Origin of the sequence: Candidatus Vicinibacter affinis (assembly GCA_016714365.1) — a bacterium.
GTDB classification, from domain to species: domain Bacteria; phylum Bacteroidota; class Bacteroidia; order Chitinophagales; family Saprospiraceae; genus Vicinibacter; species Vicinibacter affinis.
This window is the reverse complement of record JADJNH010000006.1, coordinates 344,706-361,322: the sequence shown is the minus strand read 5'-3', so window position 1 is coordinate 361,322 and position 16,617 is coordinate 344,706. Positions and strand designations below refer to the sequence as shown.

Genomic DNA, 16,617 nt, shown 5'->3' with positions numbered 1-16,617 from the left:
TCCTAAAACTCTTTTGTCATTGAATCCCCCCTCTCTTTTAAGAGAGGGGTTGGGGGTGAGTTGAATGCGTCCCGCTGAGCCATTTAATTTTCAATCAACTTTAATTACATTTTCATACCAACCAAAGGTTCCTCCGCAGAGATAAAATGTGTTGAGCAATCCTGATGACTTTAGTATTTCAGCAGCTGCAGCGGATCTGCCTCCTCCTTTTCCACAAATGGTTACAAGGGTACTTTTTGTGGACCATTCTGTGAGGTGATTTACGAGTTCAGACAGGGGGATATTGATGGCACCGGGAATATGTTTTTCAGTAAATTCTTCCGGATTTCTTACATCCAGGAGGATTAAATTTTCGGGTGATTGATGGATAAGGGCTTTCAGTTCAGACAAAGTCAGACATTCTTTTTTATTTTCCATTGGGTAAAAATTTAAGTTTCATCCAATCCCATATTTTTGTTGGATCGCTTGGTTTGCAATTCATTCTAAATTGAATGATGAGGGATGAAATAAAAGTGAGGAATCCGATAAATAGAATGGCGGAATTTATACTGTACCAATCCGCCAGGATGCCTGTGAGTATAGCGCCTATCGCATATCCCAGATCTCTCCAAAGCCTGAAAATTCCGATGCTTTTGGCTCGATCCTGAGGATGCGTATTTTCTGCGACGGTAGCCAGGAAAGTAGGGTATACCATTGCTGTTCCCCAGCCCAAAATAGCAGAGAGTGTAATAAAGTGGATCATGGTATCGGCCCACACTAAAACTACCAATGCAATTGCTTGCAGAAGCATTCCAATATAAAGCATATCTTTTTTACAAAACTTATCCGCCATTCTTCCGGTAAATAATTGACCGATCCCCCATACGGCCGGATAAATGGCAGTGACAATTCCAATTTCTGCGATAGAGAATCCCTTAGTGGCAAGAAGGATAGGAAATATACCCCAGGCCATTCCATCGTTGAGGTTGTTGATCAATCCGGCCTGCGTGACAGAACCTAAATTTTTATTTTTCCAGGTGGTGTCCCAAAAAATATTTTGAAGCCGTGGAATGGAGTTGTTAATCGTCTCCTGTGCTACATGATGACGGGTGTCTTTGATAAAAAATATGCTCCCCAACAAACCAAAAACAACCAAGACAATACCTGTGTAAAAAGGGTAGGGTCTGATTCCATATTCGCTCGCAATCCAACCGGTTAAAAAGGCTACCAATGCCACCGCAATGTAACCTGCAAATTCATTTAATCCCATGGCGAAGCCTCTTTGCTTTTCTCCCACCAGATCAATTTTCATCACGACTGTGCTGGACCAGGTGAGACCCTGGTTGATGCCCAGTAATACATTGGCCGCTATTATCCACGACCAGCTTGGAGCGAACATTAAGATAAAAGGTATAGGTAGTCCAATAATCCATCCGGCCACCAATAATTTTTTTCTACCGAACCTGTTCGCTAAAGTGCCGGTGTAATAATTGGTAATCGCCTTAACAATTCCAAAGACGATGATAAAAGAGAGGATGGCTGTTTTGGCCGAAATGTGGAATTCTATCTCTGCAATACGAGGCAATATGCTTCGCTCCATACCCACCATTCCCCCAACAAAGGCATTGATGAGTACCAGTAAAGAAAATTGTTTCCAGTTTTCTTTTAAACCTAATTTAACCTGTCTGACCATCATCAGTTTTTTAAAATTAAAAATTAAGTATTTTATCACTGTCTATAATCCAGTTGGTAAGTTCAGCCAGATTGCTGATCTCAGCACCTGTTACCAGTAAGTTATGAGTCAACCCCCTTGCTTCCGCACAGCTACCACAAATTTTAACTTGCGCGCCTTTGAGCAGTGAAAGTTTGAGCATTTTTTCAATGTTGTAATAACCGTTTGGGGTATTTTGATTGGCAATTGCACAATTGGCACCATCAGCCATTAAAAAAATTCTCAGGTCAACTTCGGAATGATCCGTATTTAGCTTATTTGCGATTCTTAGGGCATTGTAGGCTTTCTCATTTCCATAAGGCGCATCGTTGATGATAATTAAAATTTTCATAAATTATTTTTTTTAAATTTTGATAGCTTTTATAACTACAAAACCACCTTTTCCAAATGACGCTTGTGGCTCTTCAATTTTGTTTTCTTCCGGATGAAAGAGTGTCTGCCAATAATTGAAATTGTTGAATCCGGCATTTTTCAAGAATTCTGTAAGTTCTTCCGTGGAATAAAATTTAGCGTCCTTATAAAATTTGTTTTTTAATTTCTTTTGTTCATAACTTTTTCCTAGTTCACTCAATCGATCTATCAGGCCAATAATAAAAATGCCCTGGGGTTTTAAAATTCGGTGTACTTCCGAAAAGGCTTTCGCTGTGTTTTCTAAAAAGCAATCTGTGGTAACCATGGTTACAAAATCAAAAGATTGATCCCCAATCGGCAGATTTTCAGCTACACCCTTATAGACCTCAACATTTCTTTTTTTCGCCAACGTGGCCATGCCGTCAGATGGTTCCACACCGTGCCTTATTTTCAATGGTTCCGCAAATCTTCCGGTGCCAACACCAATTTCTATTCCTTTTTTATTTGAAGGTATGGCTTGCTTTAAGGCCAATATTTCAGATTGATACATTTCAAAATTCAGGTCAAACCAATGGTCGTATTCAGTGGCATTTTGATCGAAAACGCTGTGTATATTCATTTTCATCCTAAATGATTTAAAAGGTCAAGCCTCCAAGAAGGGCAATGCCAAAAGAGGCAGATTGCTTATTCCCTAAGCGAAGTGGAAAAGGAACCGTGATAAAAAAATTATGATGGTTTGATTTATAAACTACTTTACTAATGGCTGGTGTTAACCCGAAGCGACCTGAAGTTTCAAAAGCCAGACGAGTATAGAGTGTCCACTTTTGTGGAAAACGAAATATTAATCCAGGGTGAATCAAAATGTTATTTGCACTGGCCTCTCCATTAATCACTTTAATAAAAGGGACAATTTCAAGACTGTAGCCAAAGTTTTTACTGGAATATACGTGAATCCCGGTCGGAAATCCAACATGGTAGTAATTCGTAAAATTTGAAGAAAAACCATCTTTATCTATTGTAAGCAGCGGATGGACTACTGCAAGATAGCCTACTATTTTTGGATACTCTGAAGCAGTAGGCTTTTCCTGGGCGTTTAATTGGAGGATTCCAAAAACAAGTAGGTTTATGGTAGTTAAAATTTTTTGTTTCATTCTGGCATGAGTTCCCTTTGGTAACTTTATATCTAAAAGTGGATCCAGTTCGTTTACTTTACTTACATTTTCTGTTGCCTTGTCTTTGCTTCGGCAGTACATCCACCAACTCACCATGGTACTTATTATTTATCTGCCACAAATTTGGGACAGTATCAAACCAAATCCTTTTACATATGATAAGTAATTAAGGAAGGAAGAAATTTAACAAGACAATAAGATTGCATAGTTGTAGCCTCGGAGAATGGATGTTCTTTAAAATAACTGTTGCCTTTTTCGCAATCGATTACTTATGACCTCTGATGCGGCTAAGGCTCACCTGAGTGATGCCAAGGTAAGTGGCTATGTGTTTAAGGGGTACGCGTTTCAGAAGGTCAGGAGCCTCTTCCAGGAGTGCTTTGTAGCGTTCTTCAGCTGTGTGAAACTGTATTCCCTCCATTCGGTTCACGGTATCCACATAACCGGCTTCAAAAATTTTTCTAAACAGCCGTTCTATTCCCGGGTAATTATCATAAAGCCCAAACAACTTCGCTGCATCAATGGCTATGATTTCAGAATCCTCAAGGACCTGTATGGCTTTGCGGCTTGGATGACCGGTAAACAGGCTCTCTACCCGTGCGATGATGTTATTATCAAACGAAAAACTTTCTGTGATGTCTGTCCCATCTTTGTAATAATAAATGCGGGCCATTCCTTTATGAATGAAATAAATCGTTTTGCAGGTGTGGCCAATGGACTGCAGTTCTTTGTTTTTTGTCAAATGCACTATTCCACATATGCCGGCAATCACTTTTTTTTCCTCCGGGGAAAGTCGGTGGTACTTTTCAAAATATCGGAACATTGAATCAAGTTGGCTGATATCCTCCATCTCTTACGAATTCATGAATAGTTTTGAAAGCTCCATTGCGCTAATATAGTTAGGAACCCTTACTGCTTGTTTATAACAGAAGATAAATACATCAGACTCGAGGTAAGTCAGCATATTTTTCTATGAATTTTTAGGACGAAATTTGCTTTTTCACTCAGTTCGGAAAAATCTCAGATCTCATATAGTATTTTGTCATAATTTCGTGTTCCCCTGAAGTGATCAACCATAACCCTAAACAAAATGAAGAGTGACAAAATAATTCTATCGATCGATGTGCTGCTGGACGAAAGATACAATGGCGAAAAATCATACGAGGGAGCCAGTGCCGTCAGGACGATTTATGAATCAGAAGTCGATGAGTTTTTGGACTATGCAGACAAGGAATTCGATTGTCAGGCAGCCATAGAAATTTTAAAAGCCATTGTACTTCTTCACGATGACATTGAACACCGTCAGATCAAAGAATGGATCATAGATAATTTTACACTGCACAAAAAATTATTTACATTCCCAATAGAATATCTGGAGGATGGTGAAGAAAGTGTAAATCCCTGGTTAAGAAAATCCAATATTTACATTGAAGGTAATTGTGTCGTGAACATCATCCTTTTTGTGTCCTTATACAATCTCTTGTATTTTGGCCAATACCACTTACCCATCCAGTACCGTACAAAAGAGGAGGTCGGGGATTATTATCATGAGACACAGGATTCTGACAAAACTACTGTATTTGAAGAGCTAAAAGTTTTGCTGGGAATTTCTTGAATTCAGGAATCAGTTGAATATTATTTTCTTGCTCAGCAATCTGTTTCCCAAATCCGCCTGAAAGATGTACAGTCCTGTTCCTAAATCTGATTTCCTGCATTTAAAACTTTCACCTGGTGTTTGATTTCCTTTCATCCGCAATCGACCGTAGGCATCATATAGGTTCCATTGGTAGGTTTGATTATATGCTGGAATTGAAAACTCGATAAAATCATTCGATGGATTCGGTATGGCAAGAATTTCGTTTGACGGTGTCGCCGGTTGTGTAGTATTGACTGTTACACTGCGTTTAAAAAATTCCCAGAAAATTTTAGGCGCACTCAAGGGATAGTTGATACCATTCGGATACTCGTGAGTCATATCTTTAATCAGGGAAAAAATATAGGGTTTCGATATTTCACCGGGTAGGTTATTCAAAAATTGATAAGTATGAATACTGTCCCTTTCATTTTTAATGAATTCATTTTTTAATCCCTGGCAAACCAGGGCTCTGTTTATAAATGGGTTTAAATAAGTAAGAATGGAGTCTCCACCGTATGGAAGTTCTGTAAACGGAGGTACAATAAAACGGTCATCCAGGGTTCCTACCATAAACCAAACAGGTATCCTGTTGATCGGTCTTGCAGAATCTCCTACCATCAAAGGTGCGCTGGTGCCTGCAACGGCTGCGAATACTTCTCCCGCATCAATGGCAAGCTTGTGTATCATCGAACAACCATTCGAAAAGCCTGAACAAAATACCATTTTTTCATTTACCGGAAAGGTGTCTGCAATTTTCTTTGCAAGCACTTTTAAGAATTTTACATCGTCCGCATAATTTTGCGGAGGCCCTGAACATGGATAGTCTGTTACATTGCCATTGACCCATCTGGTATTGTTTTTTTCTACCCCGTCTTCTACAAAGCACCAACTTAAGGAGGATGGGAAGACGGTAATGAAATTTTCATCTTCACCTAATTCTTTCCATCCTGAAATATTATAAAATTTTAAACCATCGCCACTGGTTCCATGCAGCATAAACACTACTGGATATCCTCCTGCAGGTGGCGGAGTGCTGGGTTGAACAATTATACTTTCCCGCATTCGGCCATCCACTACAAATTGTACATCAAACCGTCTCTGGCAGTTCAGCTGAAGAATTGCAACAAATAAAACTGCGATGGTAATAATTCCTTTCATAATAAATATTTATTAGAACAAATATAGTCTTTTGCCTGAACTTAGTCAATTACCTTAAAGAATTATTTCAAAAAATACGCAAGTTTCAAACCAACGAGTTATTGTTTTAAGTGAGTAAGATCCTTTCTTTGATTTCTAATGATATGGGGTAACCTTGCTGATTTTATTTTGAAATGAATTGCATCAATTAAAAATAATTTTGCGAACTATTTTTTGTTTCCGGGATGCCAATTGAAGAATGAATATGCCACTTCCGATGGAGGATTTATGGATGACCACCGGCTCATTGGGCTGAATTAAATTTTTAAAGACAAGCTGTCCGGTCATGTTGTATAAATTTAGCATTTGAGCATCCCCTGCAGGGTCTTCTGAATATAAAATGTTGATTGATTCAGAAGAAGGGTTTGGATAAATGGTGACCATTGATGGTCGTTCGTTATTTTCTGTAGAATTAATCAGGGACACTGTTTTAAAAAATTCCCAAAACAATTCAGCTTCAATGGGTGGATTTGGCAATTGATTCAGGTAGTTGCTTCCATTAAAATATAAGTGTTCCAATCCGTAAAAGATGCTCCATCTGAAGAAGGTCTTTGATTCACCTGGAAGGGGATCGGTGAAATTATAATGAATGGAATAGGCGTTTGAGTCTTTGGAAAAATTCCAACTCAAACCCATAGAGGTAAGGTGGTTGCTCAGATTATTGGAATTCACAACTAAGGCTGTATCGTTAAATGGACAAGGTCTTCCAGTTCTATCTATAAAACTGTGATCATGAGTTCCTCGTATTGCCCAGGTAGGTACTTTTGGTTTCATAGGCTTGGTATCTCTTTCATCCAGATTTCCACTGCCACAACCTGCCGCAGCAAATACGCCCGGCATTTCAATAGTTAATTTGGGAACCATGGTTCCTCCGCTGGAAAATCCGGTCGCATATATTTTTTTTTGATTTATAGGTACAATGCTTGATATCGTATCTATCATTTTATAAAAAAAAGGAATATCATCTCTTAAGGTATCACCCGGGCAAAGCACAGAATAGGTATTGCCGTGACTCCATTTTGTTTGAACGCCCTCTGTAGTGCAATAGATCAATGCTGTGGGAAAAACTACTATAAATTTTTCTCTCTCAGCTACTTCCTTCCATCCTGATATATTGTAAAATTGTGGGCCGCTTTGATTACTTCCATGCAACATGAAAACCAGCGGATACCCTCCTGAAGGTGAGTTTCCGGATGGTTTGAAGATTACAAATTCACGCAATTCTCGATTTACCAGCATGGATGCATCGATCCGCTGTTGGGCATAAAAATTTGTAAGGCTCAGCCATAGCAGCGATGCAATACCTAATTTTAAATGTAGTTTCATATCTTTCAGATTTAGTATGATCAATCAAATCAGTCGAACCTTCCTGACGATTCAAAATAGATTTTAAGTGAAGAATTAATTGTTTGGTGCAGAAAATATTTATTGAAAAATTATTTTTTGACTGATGACTTTGTCTCCCAGCCTGACTTGGAAAATGTACATTCCTGTTCCTAAATCTGATTTCCTGCATTGAACACGCTCACCTGATATTTGATTCCCGTTCATCCGCAATCGACCGTATGCATCAAATAGACTCCATTGATAGGATTTATCATTTGCTGGAATAGAAAGCTCAATTATATCATTCGATGGATTAGGAATGGCAAGAATTTCGTTTGAAATGTTCCTGGGATGTTCTGTGTTTACGGTTACTGAGTTCTTAAAAAATTCCCAAAACAATTTCGCAGCTTCCAACCTAAAATTCATTCCATTTGGATATACATGGAACATATCTTTAACCAATGTAAATCGATACAATTGTCCGGTATCTCCGGAAATATTTTCTTTAAAATCATAGGTATGCGTGATGGCTGTTTCAAATTTTGTGAAATTTTGAGTTACACCTTGACAATCAATCATCCTTTGAAGGGGTCTGTTGAAATATACTAAAACCGAGTCATCTCCGAATGGAATTTCCGTGAAGGGAGGCCTTATTGATTTGTCATCTCTTGTTCCCATCATGGCCCATACGGGAATGCGATGGATTGGTCTTGCAGAATCACCAACTGGTAAAAAGAGCCGGATCCCGCGCAAGCAGCAAACACATCTCCCGCTTCAATAGCTAGTTTGTGAATCATTCCACTTCCATTTGAAAAACCAGATGCAAAAATCATTGCAGAATTGACTGGAAATGTGTCTGCGATTTTTTTGGCTAACAGTTTTAGAAAATGGACATCACTGATGTAGTTCTGTGGTGTTCCCGAACATGGAACATCTGTTACTTGTCCGTTAACCCATCGTAAACCATGGGTTTCTACACCATCATCCATATAACACCATCTTAAGGAGTTAGGAAAAACGGTGATAAAATTTTCTTGTTCGCCTAATTCTTTCCAACCGGAGTTATCATAAAATAATTCGCCATCCTGGCTCGTTCCGTGCAACATAAAGACAATTGGATATCCGCCTATCGGTGGACTTGTGCTTGGCTTAACAACGATGCATTCCCTAAGACGGCCTTCAGAAATTAGGTTTATATCATAACGTGTTTGAGCGAAAAGACTTGTCATACAAGTCAAATAAACAACACAGCTGAGATTAAATTTCATAAGATTTAGATTCATTAGTTAAAAATAATTTTTCGACTTAAAGCGCTGTTGCCAAGGTCTACGCGAAACAAGTATAAGCCTGTGCCTAATTCGGATTTTTTAATTAGTACTAACTCACCCTTCGCTTGATTCCCTTTTAAACGTAAGTTACCTTGCGTGTCATAAAGATTCCAATGATAATTTCCATGATGTTCCGGAATGGAAATTTCTATTAGATCATTTGAAGGATTTGGAAGGGCAAGAATTTCATTTGAAGATGTCACCACTTGTTTAGTACTGACGGCTACTGATCGTTTAAAAAATTCCCAAAAAAGTCTTGGGGCACTCAGTGGATAGTTGTCTCCATTGGGATATTGGTGTGTCATTCCTTTAAGCAGAGTGAAAATATAGGGTTTGGAAATTTCACCAGGCAGGTTGTTTAGAAATTGATAGCTGTGTGAACTGTCCTTTTCAGTTTTAATGAATTCGTTACGCAGCCCCTGGCATACCAAAGCTCTGTTCAAAGGTATTTTCAAATAACCGAGAATAGAATCGCCGCCAAATGGAAGTTCAGTAAAGGGTGGCTTAATAAAACGATCATCCAGGGATCCTACCATAAACCACACAGGAATTCTGTTTACTGGCCAACTAGAATCTCCGGCAGCCAGTGGTGAACTCGTACCTGCAACTGCTGCGAATACATCTCCCGCATCTATGGCAAGTTTATGTATCATCGAACTGCCATTCGAAAATCCTGAACAGAATATCATTTTTTCATTTACCGAAAAGGTGTCAGCAATCCGCTTTGCAAGTACTTTTAAGAATTTGACATCGTCAACATAATCTTGTGGAGGACCGGAACATGGAAAATCAGTAACATTACCATTAACCCATCGGGTATTGTGCTCTTCAATTCCATCATCTGTAAAGCACCAGCGTAAAGAGGATGGAAACACCGTAATGAAATTTTCTTCCTCTCCTAATTCTTTCCACCCGGAAATGTTGTAAAATTTCAAACCATCGCCACTGGTTCCATGCAGCATAAACACCACGGGATATCCACCCGCTGGTGGTGGGGTGCTGGGTAATACAATAATGCTCTCTCGCACTCTGCCATCCAACATAAATTGTACATCAAATCGCCTCTGGCTATTTAACTGGAGAATGGCAAAGAATAAAATTCCGATTGTAATAATTCCTTTCATATTTAATAATTTGTTGAACAAATTTATAGCCATGCCGGATCATCTCATTCACCCAAAAGGGTGATTTCAATCAATTAAATTAAATTCACCCTTAAGGGTTATTGCTTTCCACGCGTCAAATCCTATCTTTGAATTTATAATAATGTAACTTTGAATTAATCTTGCGAGTCCTCTTACTATTTTGCTTTTTAATATCTCTTTCCTTAGAGGGGCAAGAGCATTTCACTCCTTTAGGTCGTGATCAGTTGGTTGCTGATTTATCTGAATTGATTGAAAATAAGCCCGATAATGCCCTGGCAGTAATTGAACAATGGATGTTGAGTTATCAGCATGATAAATTAGCAACCATGGAAGACTTGTGCAAGGTTTATAAAGCACAGGCCTTAATTGAATTGGACAGTACTGAAAAGGCCATCCAATTGCTGAACTCACTTCTCAACAAATCGGATCCATATACGGAAGCATTGGCTTTGAAAATATTAGCCGGAATTGATTTTAAAAATGGTCGTTTTTTTAGTTCCACAACAAAGATCAGGTCTGCTTTGGAACTGGCAAAATCAAATCACGAGGAAGAATTGATGGCTGAATTGCAGGAAGATTTGGCCCTTGTTTTTGACAAAATCAGTAAACCAGATAAGGCTATTCATTTTTACCGCCGTTCACTCTTATTGTTTACCAAATTAAATAAAAGTTCTGCCATGCAGAAAAATGCATTGGCATTGGGTAGAATTTATCTTGACCTAGAAAGATTGGATTCTGCAAGTGTTTTTTATTAAGCAAAGTCTGGAATTGGCACAATTAAAAAAGAATATTCCGGCCATCTATGAATCCAAGGTTGAGCTGGCAAATTTCTACTACACAAATAAAAATTACACAGAACTTAACACCATCATACAGGAAATTGAACAGGCAAAGGATATTCCTAAAGAAGATTTTTTTAAAGTCCGCCTACACGTATTAAAAGGTAATTATGCCATGACGGTTTCATCAGAAGAAAAGGCGCTCGAAGAATTCAACAAGGCGGAAGCGCTTTCTCATCAGGGCTTTACGCCCTTCATTGATTACTACATCAAGTCAAATCTTGCAGAGGCCTATTACAGAAATGGCAATGTTCAGAAAGCTTATGAGTTAATAAAATATTTGAATCATAACAGCACCAGTTATTCCAGTAAGGAAAATAGTAAGTTGGCTGAAGCAATTGAATCAAACTCCGAAGTGCATATTAGGGATCGGGAGATAGATTATCTTAAAATTCAGAATCAGTTAAAGGAAGAACGAATTAGACGGGAATTGCTTTTGCAGGCAGGACTGAAGAGAGAGAATCAATTGAAAGATTATACATTGAAGCAAGAACATCAGTTGCATGAAGCAGCAGTTCGGGAACAAGCTTTGCAAAGTCAGCAACTTCAGCAAGAACGGGTCATGAGCCAAGCTTTGGTTCGTGAAAATGATTTACGGAAAGCGACACTTGTTGATGAGCAGAATTTTCAAACTGTTTTATGGTTTGGTATTATACTGTTGATGGGATTGTCTTTGCTGGTTTTCTTTTTACTCAGAAAGCAACAGGAAAAAAATGCCATCATTATAAAGCAAACAAATGATTTGGAATTTATCAATAAGGAAGTTCATCACCGTGTTAAGAATAATCTACAGGTTATTTCAAGTTTACTGGATTTGCAATCCAAATATGCTCAGGACAATGGTTATCAGAATTTATTAATGGAAAGTAAACACCGGGTGCAATCCATGGCATTTATCCATCAGAATTTATATGCTTCGGCTGGCTTAAATATGGTGGACATGCCCAATTATGTACTTAATCTTGTGGACCATTTGGTAACAGCCTATCAGAAGGAAGGGGAAAAAGTAAATATTCAGGTGGAAGTGGATCCCATTCAATTGCATATGGATACGGTAGTATCGATTGGTATGATCATCAATGAATTGGTGACCAATGCTTTAAAATATGCATTTTATAATCTGGGAGGTGGCACCATACAGGTTAGTCTGAAAGAAGTGGATGAAAAAATTCATCTTGGAATTAAGGATGATGGAGTTGGCATCCCTGAAGGTATTGATATTGCAGGAAGCAGTAGTTTTGGATATAAAATGGTGCGGGCATTTGTTCAAAAGTTAAAGGGAAAATTGGATTTGAATAGAATACAGGGCACACAGATCCAAATTCAGTTTAGCAAAAAATAGCGATGGAGGAAATCAATTATAAAGTACGCGTACTCATTGTAGAAGATGAACCCCTCATCGCCGAAAACCTTGCCATGTATCTGAACAACAATGATTATGAAGTGGCTGGAATCGCTTATGATTTTGAAGAAGGAATGCTCAGTCTGAAGGAAGGTAAGCCGGATATTGTACTTTTGGATATCAATCTGGAAGGAAAGCAGGATGGAATTGATTTAGGGAAATACATTCATGAAAAATTAGGGATCCCATTTGTTTTTTTAAGCTCTTATTCAGATAAGAATACCCTCGATCGTGCTAAGCAGGTTCAGCCTTCAGGTTATCTGGTAAAACCCTTCCATGAGAAAACATTACTGACCACTCTTGAAATTTCCCTCGCTAATTTTGCCGGGTTCAGCAATCCTAAGAATGTGGATTTGAATCTGGATGCAATTAATTCGTCCCTACACAGTCCACTTTCACAACGTGAATTTGAAGTACTGCAATTGATCTATGGAGGAAAGACTAATCAACAAATAAGTCAGGAATTGTATATTTCGATCAATACGCTGAAACGCCACATCAACAATGCTTATATGAGGTTGGATGTCAATACCAGGACTACTGCCATTAAGAAATTAAGGGATTTGATGAAGCTAAAATAGTGTATGGCTTAGTAAATTTTGGACACAAACTCAGTTCAAATTCAAATGTGGCAACTAAAATTATATTCCAATTTTAGTTAATGAGGATAAAATTGTAAAGTTCATTAATTTTGGCAATTAATTATTTGAAACTGATTTTTAAAAAATCTGAAATTTATTTTTATTCTAATCAGGTTTTATCAATATTAATTTATTCATAAAAGATGTTGTTCAATTTTGTGAAAAGAATTTATGGAAAGATATGAATCAGAGCCGATAAGACTCTATGATTTGATGAATGAGTTTGCGGTGCATTGCCCCAAATGTCAAGGCAAGGCGATAGTATCCGTTCCGCAACCCTTTGATTTTAAAAATGGGGTATTGAAATGTACTGCTTGTCATTTTTCCGAAGCAGGCAAAGACCGCATGCGCTACAAAATTTCAAGCAAGGCAAAATGTCGTCAATGTCTGGAATGGTTGGTTATGGACATTACTGAGCGAAAAAGTATTCCCAAGTATGTAAACGTTACTTGCGGAAATTGTACAACGCTCAATCGCATCAGTGAAAACTGGGAGTCCTATCAATTAAAATACCATCCTTCCGGAACCATAGACCCTGCTTTTGGTTTGCCGCTGTGGTATTCGGGTAGCGTAAAGGGTGAACTTATTTGGGCTTATAACCAGAAACATTTACTGGAAATCGAAAACTACGTCAGGGCAACCTTAAGAGAGCGAACTACCGATAGATTTAAAATGACGATGGTGGAAAAGCTACCGGATTTTATAAAGTCTGCAAAGAACAGAGAAGAAGTTCTGAAGACGCTTGAAAAAATGCAAAACAAGTAATAGGTTATTTAATCACTGGATATAATTCTGAATAGATCCTCGTTGGTAACTATCTAAAAGATCTGACACCTTCAATCTGTTTTTATATTAACTGCAATATCATTTATCAATTACCTTAATTCATGAATTTGCACCCAAAATACTATTCTATAATGTAAGTCAATACAATTCAGAGGCTGTTGCATTATTTTGGATTCTTAATATTTCTAATAAAATAATGAAAGTTTGTTGTGCAGAAATTTGATTTATTGAGTGATCTTGAGAGATTTTAGCAGTTTTGGATAAACATGATTTTTGAGAAGGGCGTACTTTTGCATGTTTGAAATTACTTTAATCTAGTTTTATGGAATTTGAAAAGGCGAATGCATTTAAATTCTCCTCCCGGTCAGGAGGATTTGAATTGTCTTCGAGCCTTCCGGAAAAATCTTTATTATTCAAACCTTAGGCTTGTCCAATAAACTGAAAGCCGATTTATTTTTCAGCTTTTGATTGGGGGATATAAGATGAATTATTTTTTGATGGAAGCTTTACTTGATGCTGATTTTAAATGTTAACCATGATGTCAAAATTTGGAATTTTTAGTATTATTTTGTTTTCGAGTTTCTGGACGCTTACTGCCCAAAGCAATTATAGCATCCAGGGAAAAATTATAGATGCAGATTACAAACCCATCGACCTGGCAACTGTATCACTTTCTGAAGAACAAGCAGACTCGATTTTCACTTCTGATTACACTGACCTGGATGGAAGTTTTGAATTGAGTAAAGTCCCGGAAGGAAGGTATATTTTGCAGGTATTCTTGAGGGGTTATGAACCTTTAAGTCGAAATTTAATAATTGCTGGACAACAACAACAAATAAATATCGATGACATTGTATTGATGTCGGATCTTCATTTATTGGAGCAAGTGACCGTTACTGCAAAAATACCTTTTGTAGAACGTAAAATTGACCGGATGGTAGTCAACACAGATGCCATACTGGCTGCAGCATCCTTGAATGTACTTGAAATACTTGAACTCGCACCAGGCGTTACCCTGGATCAAAATGAAAGCATCAGATTAAAGGGAAGGTCTGGAGTAGCTGTTTTTATAGATAACAAACCAAGCTATCTCTCAGGTCAGGAGCTTGCAAATTATTTAAAATCTCTACCGGCAAGCACAATCAAACAAATTGAAATAATGACCAACCCTTCTGCAAAATATGAAGCCGCAGGAAACTCAGGAGTAATCAATATCATTACCAAAAGAACCAAAGTTTTGGGTTTTCACGGGAACACAGTTTTAAGTGTACAGCAAGGTCAATACACCAGAAGCAATAACAGTCTGAATCTGAATCTAAACCAACATAAAATCAGTGTGTATGCAAATATCAATGGTGGAATCAGAAATAGCTTTCAGGATCTGAACATCAACAGATTTTACAGAAATGATTTGAACATACCCACATCTTCCTTTGCACAAAATTCATTTATTGTCAAAGATGGGCAGTCTGCGAATGCTAAAATTGGATTCGATTACTATGTAACAAATAATACAACAGTGGGTGTTTCAGCAAGAGGACTCCTCAATCCTACCGGTGATCATACAAATAATGTGGCCTATGTGCGGGATGATCAATCCGCTCTAATTAATCGGGTCGTTGCAGATAATACTACTGAAAGTAATTTTGAAAATGCCACCTTCAACCTCTATTTTAACAAACAGCTGGATACTTTTGGCACTACTTTAACGATGGATGCAGATTATGTGACCTACCACTCTGTCAGCGAACAGCTTTTCAAAAATTACCTTTACAATGCAAATGGCATTCTTGGTTATCAGGATCAAATTAATGGTAGGATTCCTTCAGATATTAATATCTATGCATTTAAAATAGATTTTACTAAACCCTTAAATAAAGTATCTAAATTTGAAATGGGTGTAAAATCAGCCTTCACAGAAACAGACAACGAAGCCATATACACAAATACCATCGCTAATTTGACCGTGCCTGATTATGATTTGAGCAACAGATTCCTCTATATGGAATGGATACATGCGGCTTATCTTAATTACTCGAGAAATTTCAATCGCATAGAAATGCAGTTTGGATTGAGGGCTGAAACAACCCATTTGAAAGGAAATCAATTAGGCAATGTGGAGAAGGAAGATACTAGTTTTACAAGAACATATACGAATCTATTCCCTACTTTTTATGCTTCCTGGCAAGCGGATGCATCAGGCCGACATATTTGGGGGCTTTCATTTGGACGCAGGATTGACAGACCTTTTTTTCAGGATTTGAATCCCTTCATTAGCCCATTGGACAAATTTACTTTCTACAGTGGAAATCCTAATTTATTGCCTACTTATTCCGCCAATTTTTCACTTTCTTATTCTTTTAATAATTTCATCAATACTTCCCTCAACTATTCAATTACTACAGATGGGATCAACGAAACGCTTGAAATTAAAGACAGCATCTATTACAGTCGTCCGGGAAATATATCCACCAATGATGCTGTTTCATTGTCATTGGATGCCTCAAAATCCATCTGCAAATGGTATCGGATGAATTTATATCTCGAGCTAGGACATCAGATTTACAAGAGTGATTTGTATTCGCAAAAACTCAACGCTGAAGGGAATTACTATGTAGCTTCACTAAACAACAGTTTTCAATTCGTCAAAGGTTGGAATGCTGAAATTCGGGGTGATTATCAAAGTGACTTTGTATATGCCCAACTCCTCATCAAAAGTTTCGGAACACTGAATTTTTCCTTGCAGAAGAAAATATTACAAGACAAAGGTAATCTGAAGTTAGGGGTAAGTGATATTTTGTACACCAGAAGAGCAGATGGTATTATAAATAATTTAAGAAATACAGCTGCTGACTGGAACAGCAGATTGGATACCAGATCTGTTTCGCTGTCCTTTTCCTATCGATTTGGCAAATCTAGCACTGTTAAACCTCAACACAAAGGCACAGGGTCGGAAAGTGAGCAAAATAGGGTTAAGAATTAATCCATTCCTCTTGCGTTAAAATGAAAATCCGGAGAAAAATTAGAGTTATTATTTTGTCGGTTGTGAGAAGGAATTGGTCGAAAAAAATGATCCACCTGCTTAC

Annotated in this window: 17 protein-coding genes; 6 read left to right on the top strand and 11 right to left on the bottom strand. The window is 37.8% G+C overall.

Annotation, left to right across the window (positions count from 1 at the left end; all coding sequences use genetic code 11):
- Window positions 1-90 precede the first annotated feature (90 nt).
- The 6 genes from IPJ53_14675 to IPJ53_14650 form a co-directional block, all read right to left on the bottom strand.
- A complete protein-coding gene (locus tag IPJ53_14675) occupies window positions 91-417 on the bottom strand; it encodes a rhodanese-like domain-containing protein (protein ID MBK7800344.1) in 327 nt (108 codons plus the stop codon).
- The gene (locus tag IPJ53_14670; GenBank protein ID MBK7800343.1) at window positions 407-1,672 is read right to left on the bottom strand and encodes an MFS transporter; all 1,266 of its coding nucleotides are present in this window, start codon (window positions 1,670-1,672) and stop codon (window positions 407-409) included. The genes IPJ53_14675 and IPJ53_14670 overlap by 11 nt, the downstream gene beginning before the upstream one ends.
- A 16-nt stretch (window positions 1,673-1,688) precedes the next feature.
- The gene (locus IPJ53_14665; protein MBK7800342.1) at window positions 1,689-2,042 is read right to left on the bottom strand and encodes a DsrE family protein; all 354 of its coding nucleotides are present in this window, start codon (window positions 2,040-2,042) and stop codon (window positions 1,689-1,691) included.
- A 12-nt stretch (window positions 2,043-2,054) separates the two neighbouring features.
- Entirely contained in the window at window positions 2,055-2,681 is a 627-nt protein-coding gene (locus tag IPJ53_14660; GenBank protein MBK7800341.1) for a class I SAM-dependent methyltransferase, read from the bottom strand.
- Window positions 2,682-2,697: 16 nt separating this feature from the next.
- Entirely contained in the window at window positions 2,698-3,330 is a 633-nt protein-coding gene (locus IPJ53_14655; protein ID MBK7800340.1) for a hypothetical protein, read from the bottom strand.
- A gap of 169 nt (window positions 3,331-3,499) precedes the next feature.
- Window positions 3,500-4,081, bottom strand: coding sequence for a Crp/Fnr family transcriptional regulator (locus tag IPJ53_14650; GenBank protein MBK7800339.1), 582 nt, complete (start codon window positions 4,079-4,081; stop codon window positions 3,500-3,502).
- Between the two features lie 240 nt (window positions 4,082-4,321).
- On the opposite strand from IPJ53_14650, the gene IPJ53_14645 reads away from it, so the two are divergent.
- Window positions 4,322-4,846: a hypothetical protein gene (locus IPJ53_14645; GenBank protein ID MBK7800338.1), complete on the top strand. Its 525-nt coding sequence runs from the start codon at window positions 4,322-4,324 to the stop codon at window positions 4,844-4,846.
- Between the two features lie 9 nt (window positions 4,847-4,855).
- Here the strand turns inward: IPJ53_14645 and IPJ53_14640 are convergent, their stop codons facing one another.
- The 5 genes from IPJ53_14640 to IPJ53_14620 form a co-directional block, all read right to left on the bottom strand.
- Complete coding sequence (locus tag IPJ53_14640) at window positions 4,856-6,025, bottom strand: T9SS type A sorting domain-containing protein (protein MBK7800337.1); 1,170 nt, start codon at window positions 6,023-6,025, stop codon at window positions 4,856-4,858.
- Window positions 6,026-6,208: 183 nt separating this feature from the next.
- On the bottom strand, window positions 6,209-7,390 hold the full coding sequence (locus IPJ53_14635; GenBank protein ID MBK7800336.1) for a T9SS type A sorting domain-containing protein: 1,182 nt from the start codon (window positions 7,388-7,390) through the stop codon (window positions 6,209-6,211).
- A gap of 99 nt (window positions 7,391-7,489) precedes the next feature.
- Window positions 7,490-8,071: a T9SS type A sorting domain-containing protein gene (locus tag IPJ53_14630; protein MBK7800335.1), complete on the bottom strand. Its 582-nt coding sequence runs from the start codon at window positions 8,069-8,071 to the stop codon at window positions 7,490-7,492.
- Window positions 8,068-8,658: a hypothetical protein gene (locus IPJ53_14625; GenBank protein MBK7800334.1), complete on the bottom strand. Its 591-nt coding sequence runs from the start codon at window positions 8,656-8,658 to the stop codon at window positions 8,068-8,070. The genes IPJ53_14630 and IPJ53_14625 overlap by 4 nt, the downstream gene beginning before the upstream one ends.
- Window positions 8,659-8,672: 14 nt before the next feature.
- Window positions 8,673-9,842, bottom strand: a complete 1,170-nt coding sequence (locus IPJ53_14620) for a T9SS type A sorting domain-containing protein (protein ID MBK7800333.1) — start codon at window positions 9,840-9,842, stop codon at window positions 8,673-8,675.
- Window positions 9,843-10,003: 161 nt separating this feature from the next.
- On the opposite strand from IPJ53_14620, the gene IPJ53_14615 reads away from it, so the two are divergent.
- The 5 genes from IPJ53_14615 to IPJ53_14595 all read left to right on the top strand — a co-directional run bounded on the left by IPJ53_14615 (window position 10,004) and on the right by IPJ53_14595 (window position 16,514).
- Window positions 10,004-10,618, top strand: coding sequence for a hypothetical protein (locus IPJ53_14615; GenBank protein MBK7800332.1), 615 nt, complete (start codon window positions 10,004-10,006; stop codon window positions 10,616-10,618).
- A 13-nt stretch (window positions 10,619-10,631) separates the two neighbouring features.
- Entirely contained in the window at window positions 10,632-12,044 is a 1,413-nt protein-coding gene (locus tag IPJ53_14610) for a sensor histidine kinase (GenBank protein ID MBK7800331.1), read from the top strand.
- Window positions 12,045-12,046: 2 nt separating this feature from the next.
- Complete coding sequence (locus IPJ53_14605; GenBank protein ID MBK7800330.1) at window positions 12,047-12,685, top strand: response regulator transcription factor; 639 nt, start codon at window positions 12,047-12,049, stop codon at window positions 12,683-12,685.
- A 231-nt stretch (window positions 12,686-12,916) separates the two neighbouring features.
- Window positions 12,917-13,510 carry a hypothetical protein gene (locus tag IPJ53_14600; protein ID MBK7800329.1) on the top strand — a complete coding sequence of 198 codons (594 nt, stop codon included), beginning with the start codon at window positions 12,917-12,919 and terminating at the stop codon, window positions 13,508-13,510.
- 556 nt (window positions 13,511-14,066) lie between these two features.
- Window positions 14,067-16,514, top strand: coding sequence for an outer membrane beta-barrel protein (locus IPJ53_14595; GenBank protein ID MBK7800328.1), 2,448 nt, complete (start codon window positions 14,067-14,069; stop codon window positions 16,512-16,514).
- Window positions 16,515-16,617: the final 103 nt, after the last annotated feature.

Bases quoted from the DNA above. Each gene is read 5' to 3' on its own strand.
- IPJ53_14630 (MBK7800335.1), bottom strand. From the start codon at position 8,071: ATGATGGGAACAAGAGATGACAAATCAATAAGGCCTCCCTTCACGGAA.
- IPJ53_14635 (MBK7800336.1), bottom strand. From the start codon at position 7,390: ATGAAACTACATTTAAAATTAGGTATTGCATCGCTGCTATGGCTGAGC.
- IPJ53_14650 (MBK7800339.1), bottom strand. From the start codon at position 4,081: ATGGAGGATATCAGCCAACTTGATTCAATGTTCCGATATTTTGAAAAG.
- IPJ53_14625 (MBK7800334.1), bottom strand. From the start codon at position 8,658: ATGAAATTTAATCTCAGCTGTGTTGTTTATTTGACTTGTATGACAAGT.
- IPJ53_14600 (MBK7800329.1), top strand. From the start codon at position 12,917: ATGGAAAGATATGAATCAGAGCCGATAAGACTCTATGATTTGATGAAT.
- IPJ53_14675 (MBK7800344.1), bottom strand. From the start codon at position 417: ATGGAAAATAAAAAAGAATGTCTGACTTTGTCTGAACTGAAAGCCCTT.
- IPJ53_14620 (MBK7800333.1), bottom strand. From the start codon at position 9,842: ATGAAAGGAATTATTACAATCGGAATTTTATTCTTTGCCATTCTCCAG.
- IPJ53_14605 (MBK7800330.1), top strand. From the start codon at position 12,047: ATGGAGGAAATCAATTATAAAGTACGCGTACTCATTGTAGAAGATGAA.
- IPJ53_14645 (MBK7800338.1), top strand. From the start codon at position 4,322: ATGAAGAGTGACAAAATAATTCTATCGATCGATGTGCTGCTGGACGAA.
- IPJ53_14595 (MBK7800328.1), top strand. From the start codon at position 14,067: ATGATGTCAAAATTTGGAATTTTTAGTATTATTTTGTTTTCGAGTTTC.
- IPJ53_14640 (MBK7800337.1), bottom strand. From the start codon at position 6,025: ATGAAAGGAATTATTACCATCGCAGTTTTATTTGTTGCAATTCTTCAG.
- IPJ53_14670 (MBK7800343.1), bottom strand. From the start codon at position 1,672: ATGGTCAGACAGGTTAAATTAGGTTTAAAAGAAAACTGGAAACAATTT.
- IPJ53_14655 (MBK7800340.1), bottom strand. From the start codon at position 3,330: ATGGTGAGTTGGTGGATGTACTGCCGAAGCAAAGACAAGGCAACAGAA.
- IPJ53_14660 (MBK7800341.1), bottom strand. From the start codon at position 2,681: ATGAATATACACAGCGTTTTCGATCAAAATGCCACTGAATACGACCAT.
- IPJ53_14665 (MBK7800342.1), bottom strand. From the start codon at position 2,042: ATGAAAATTTTAATTATCATCAACGATGCGCCTTATGGAAATGAGAAA.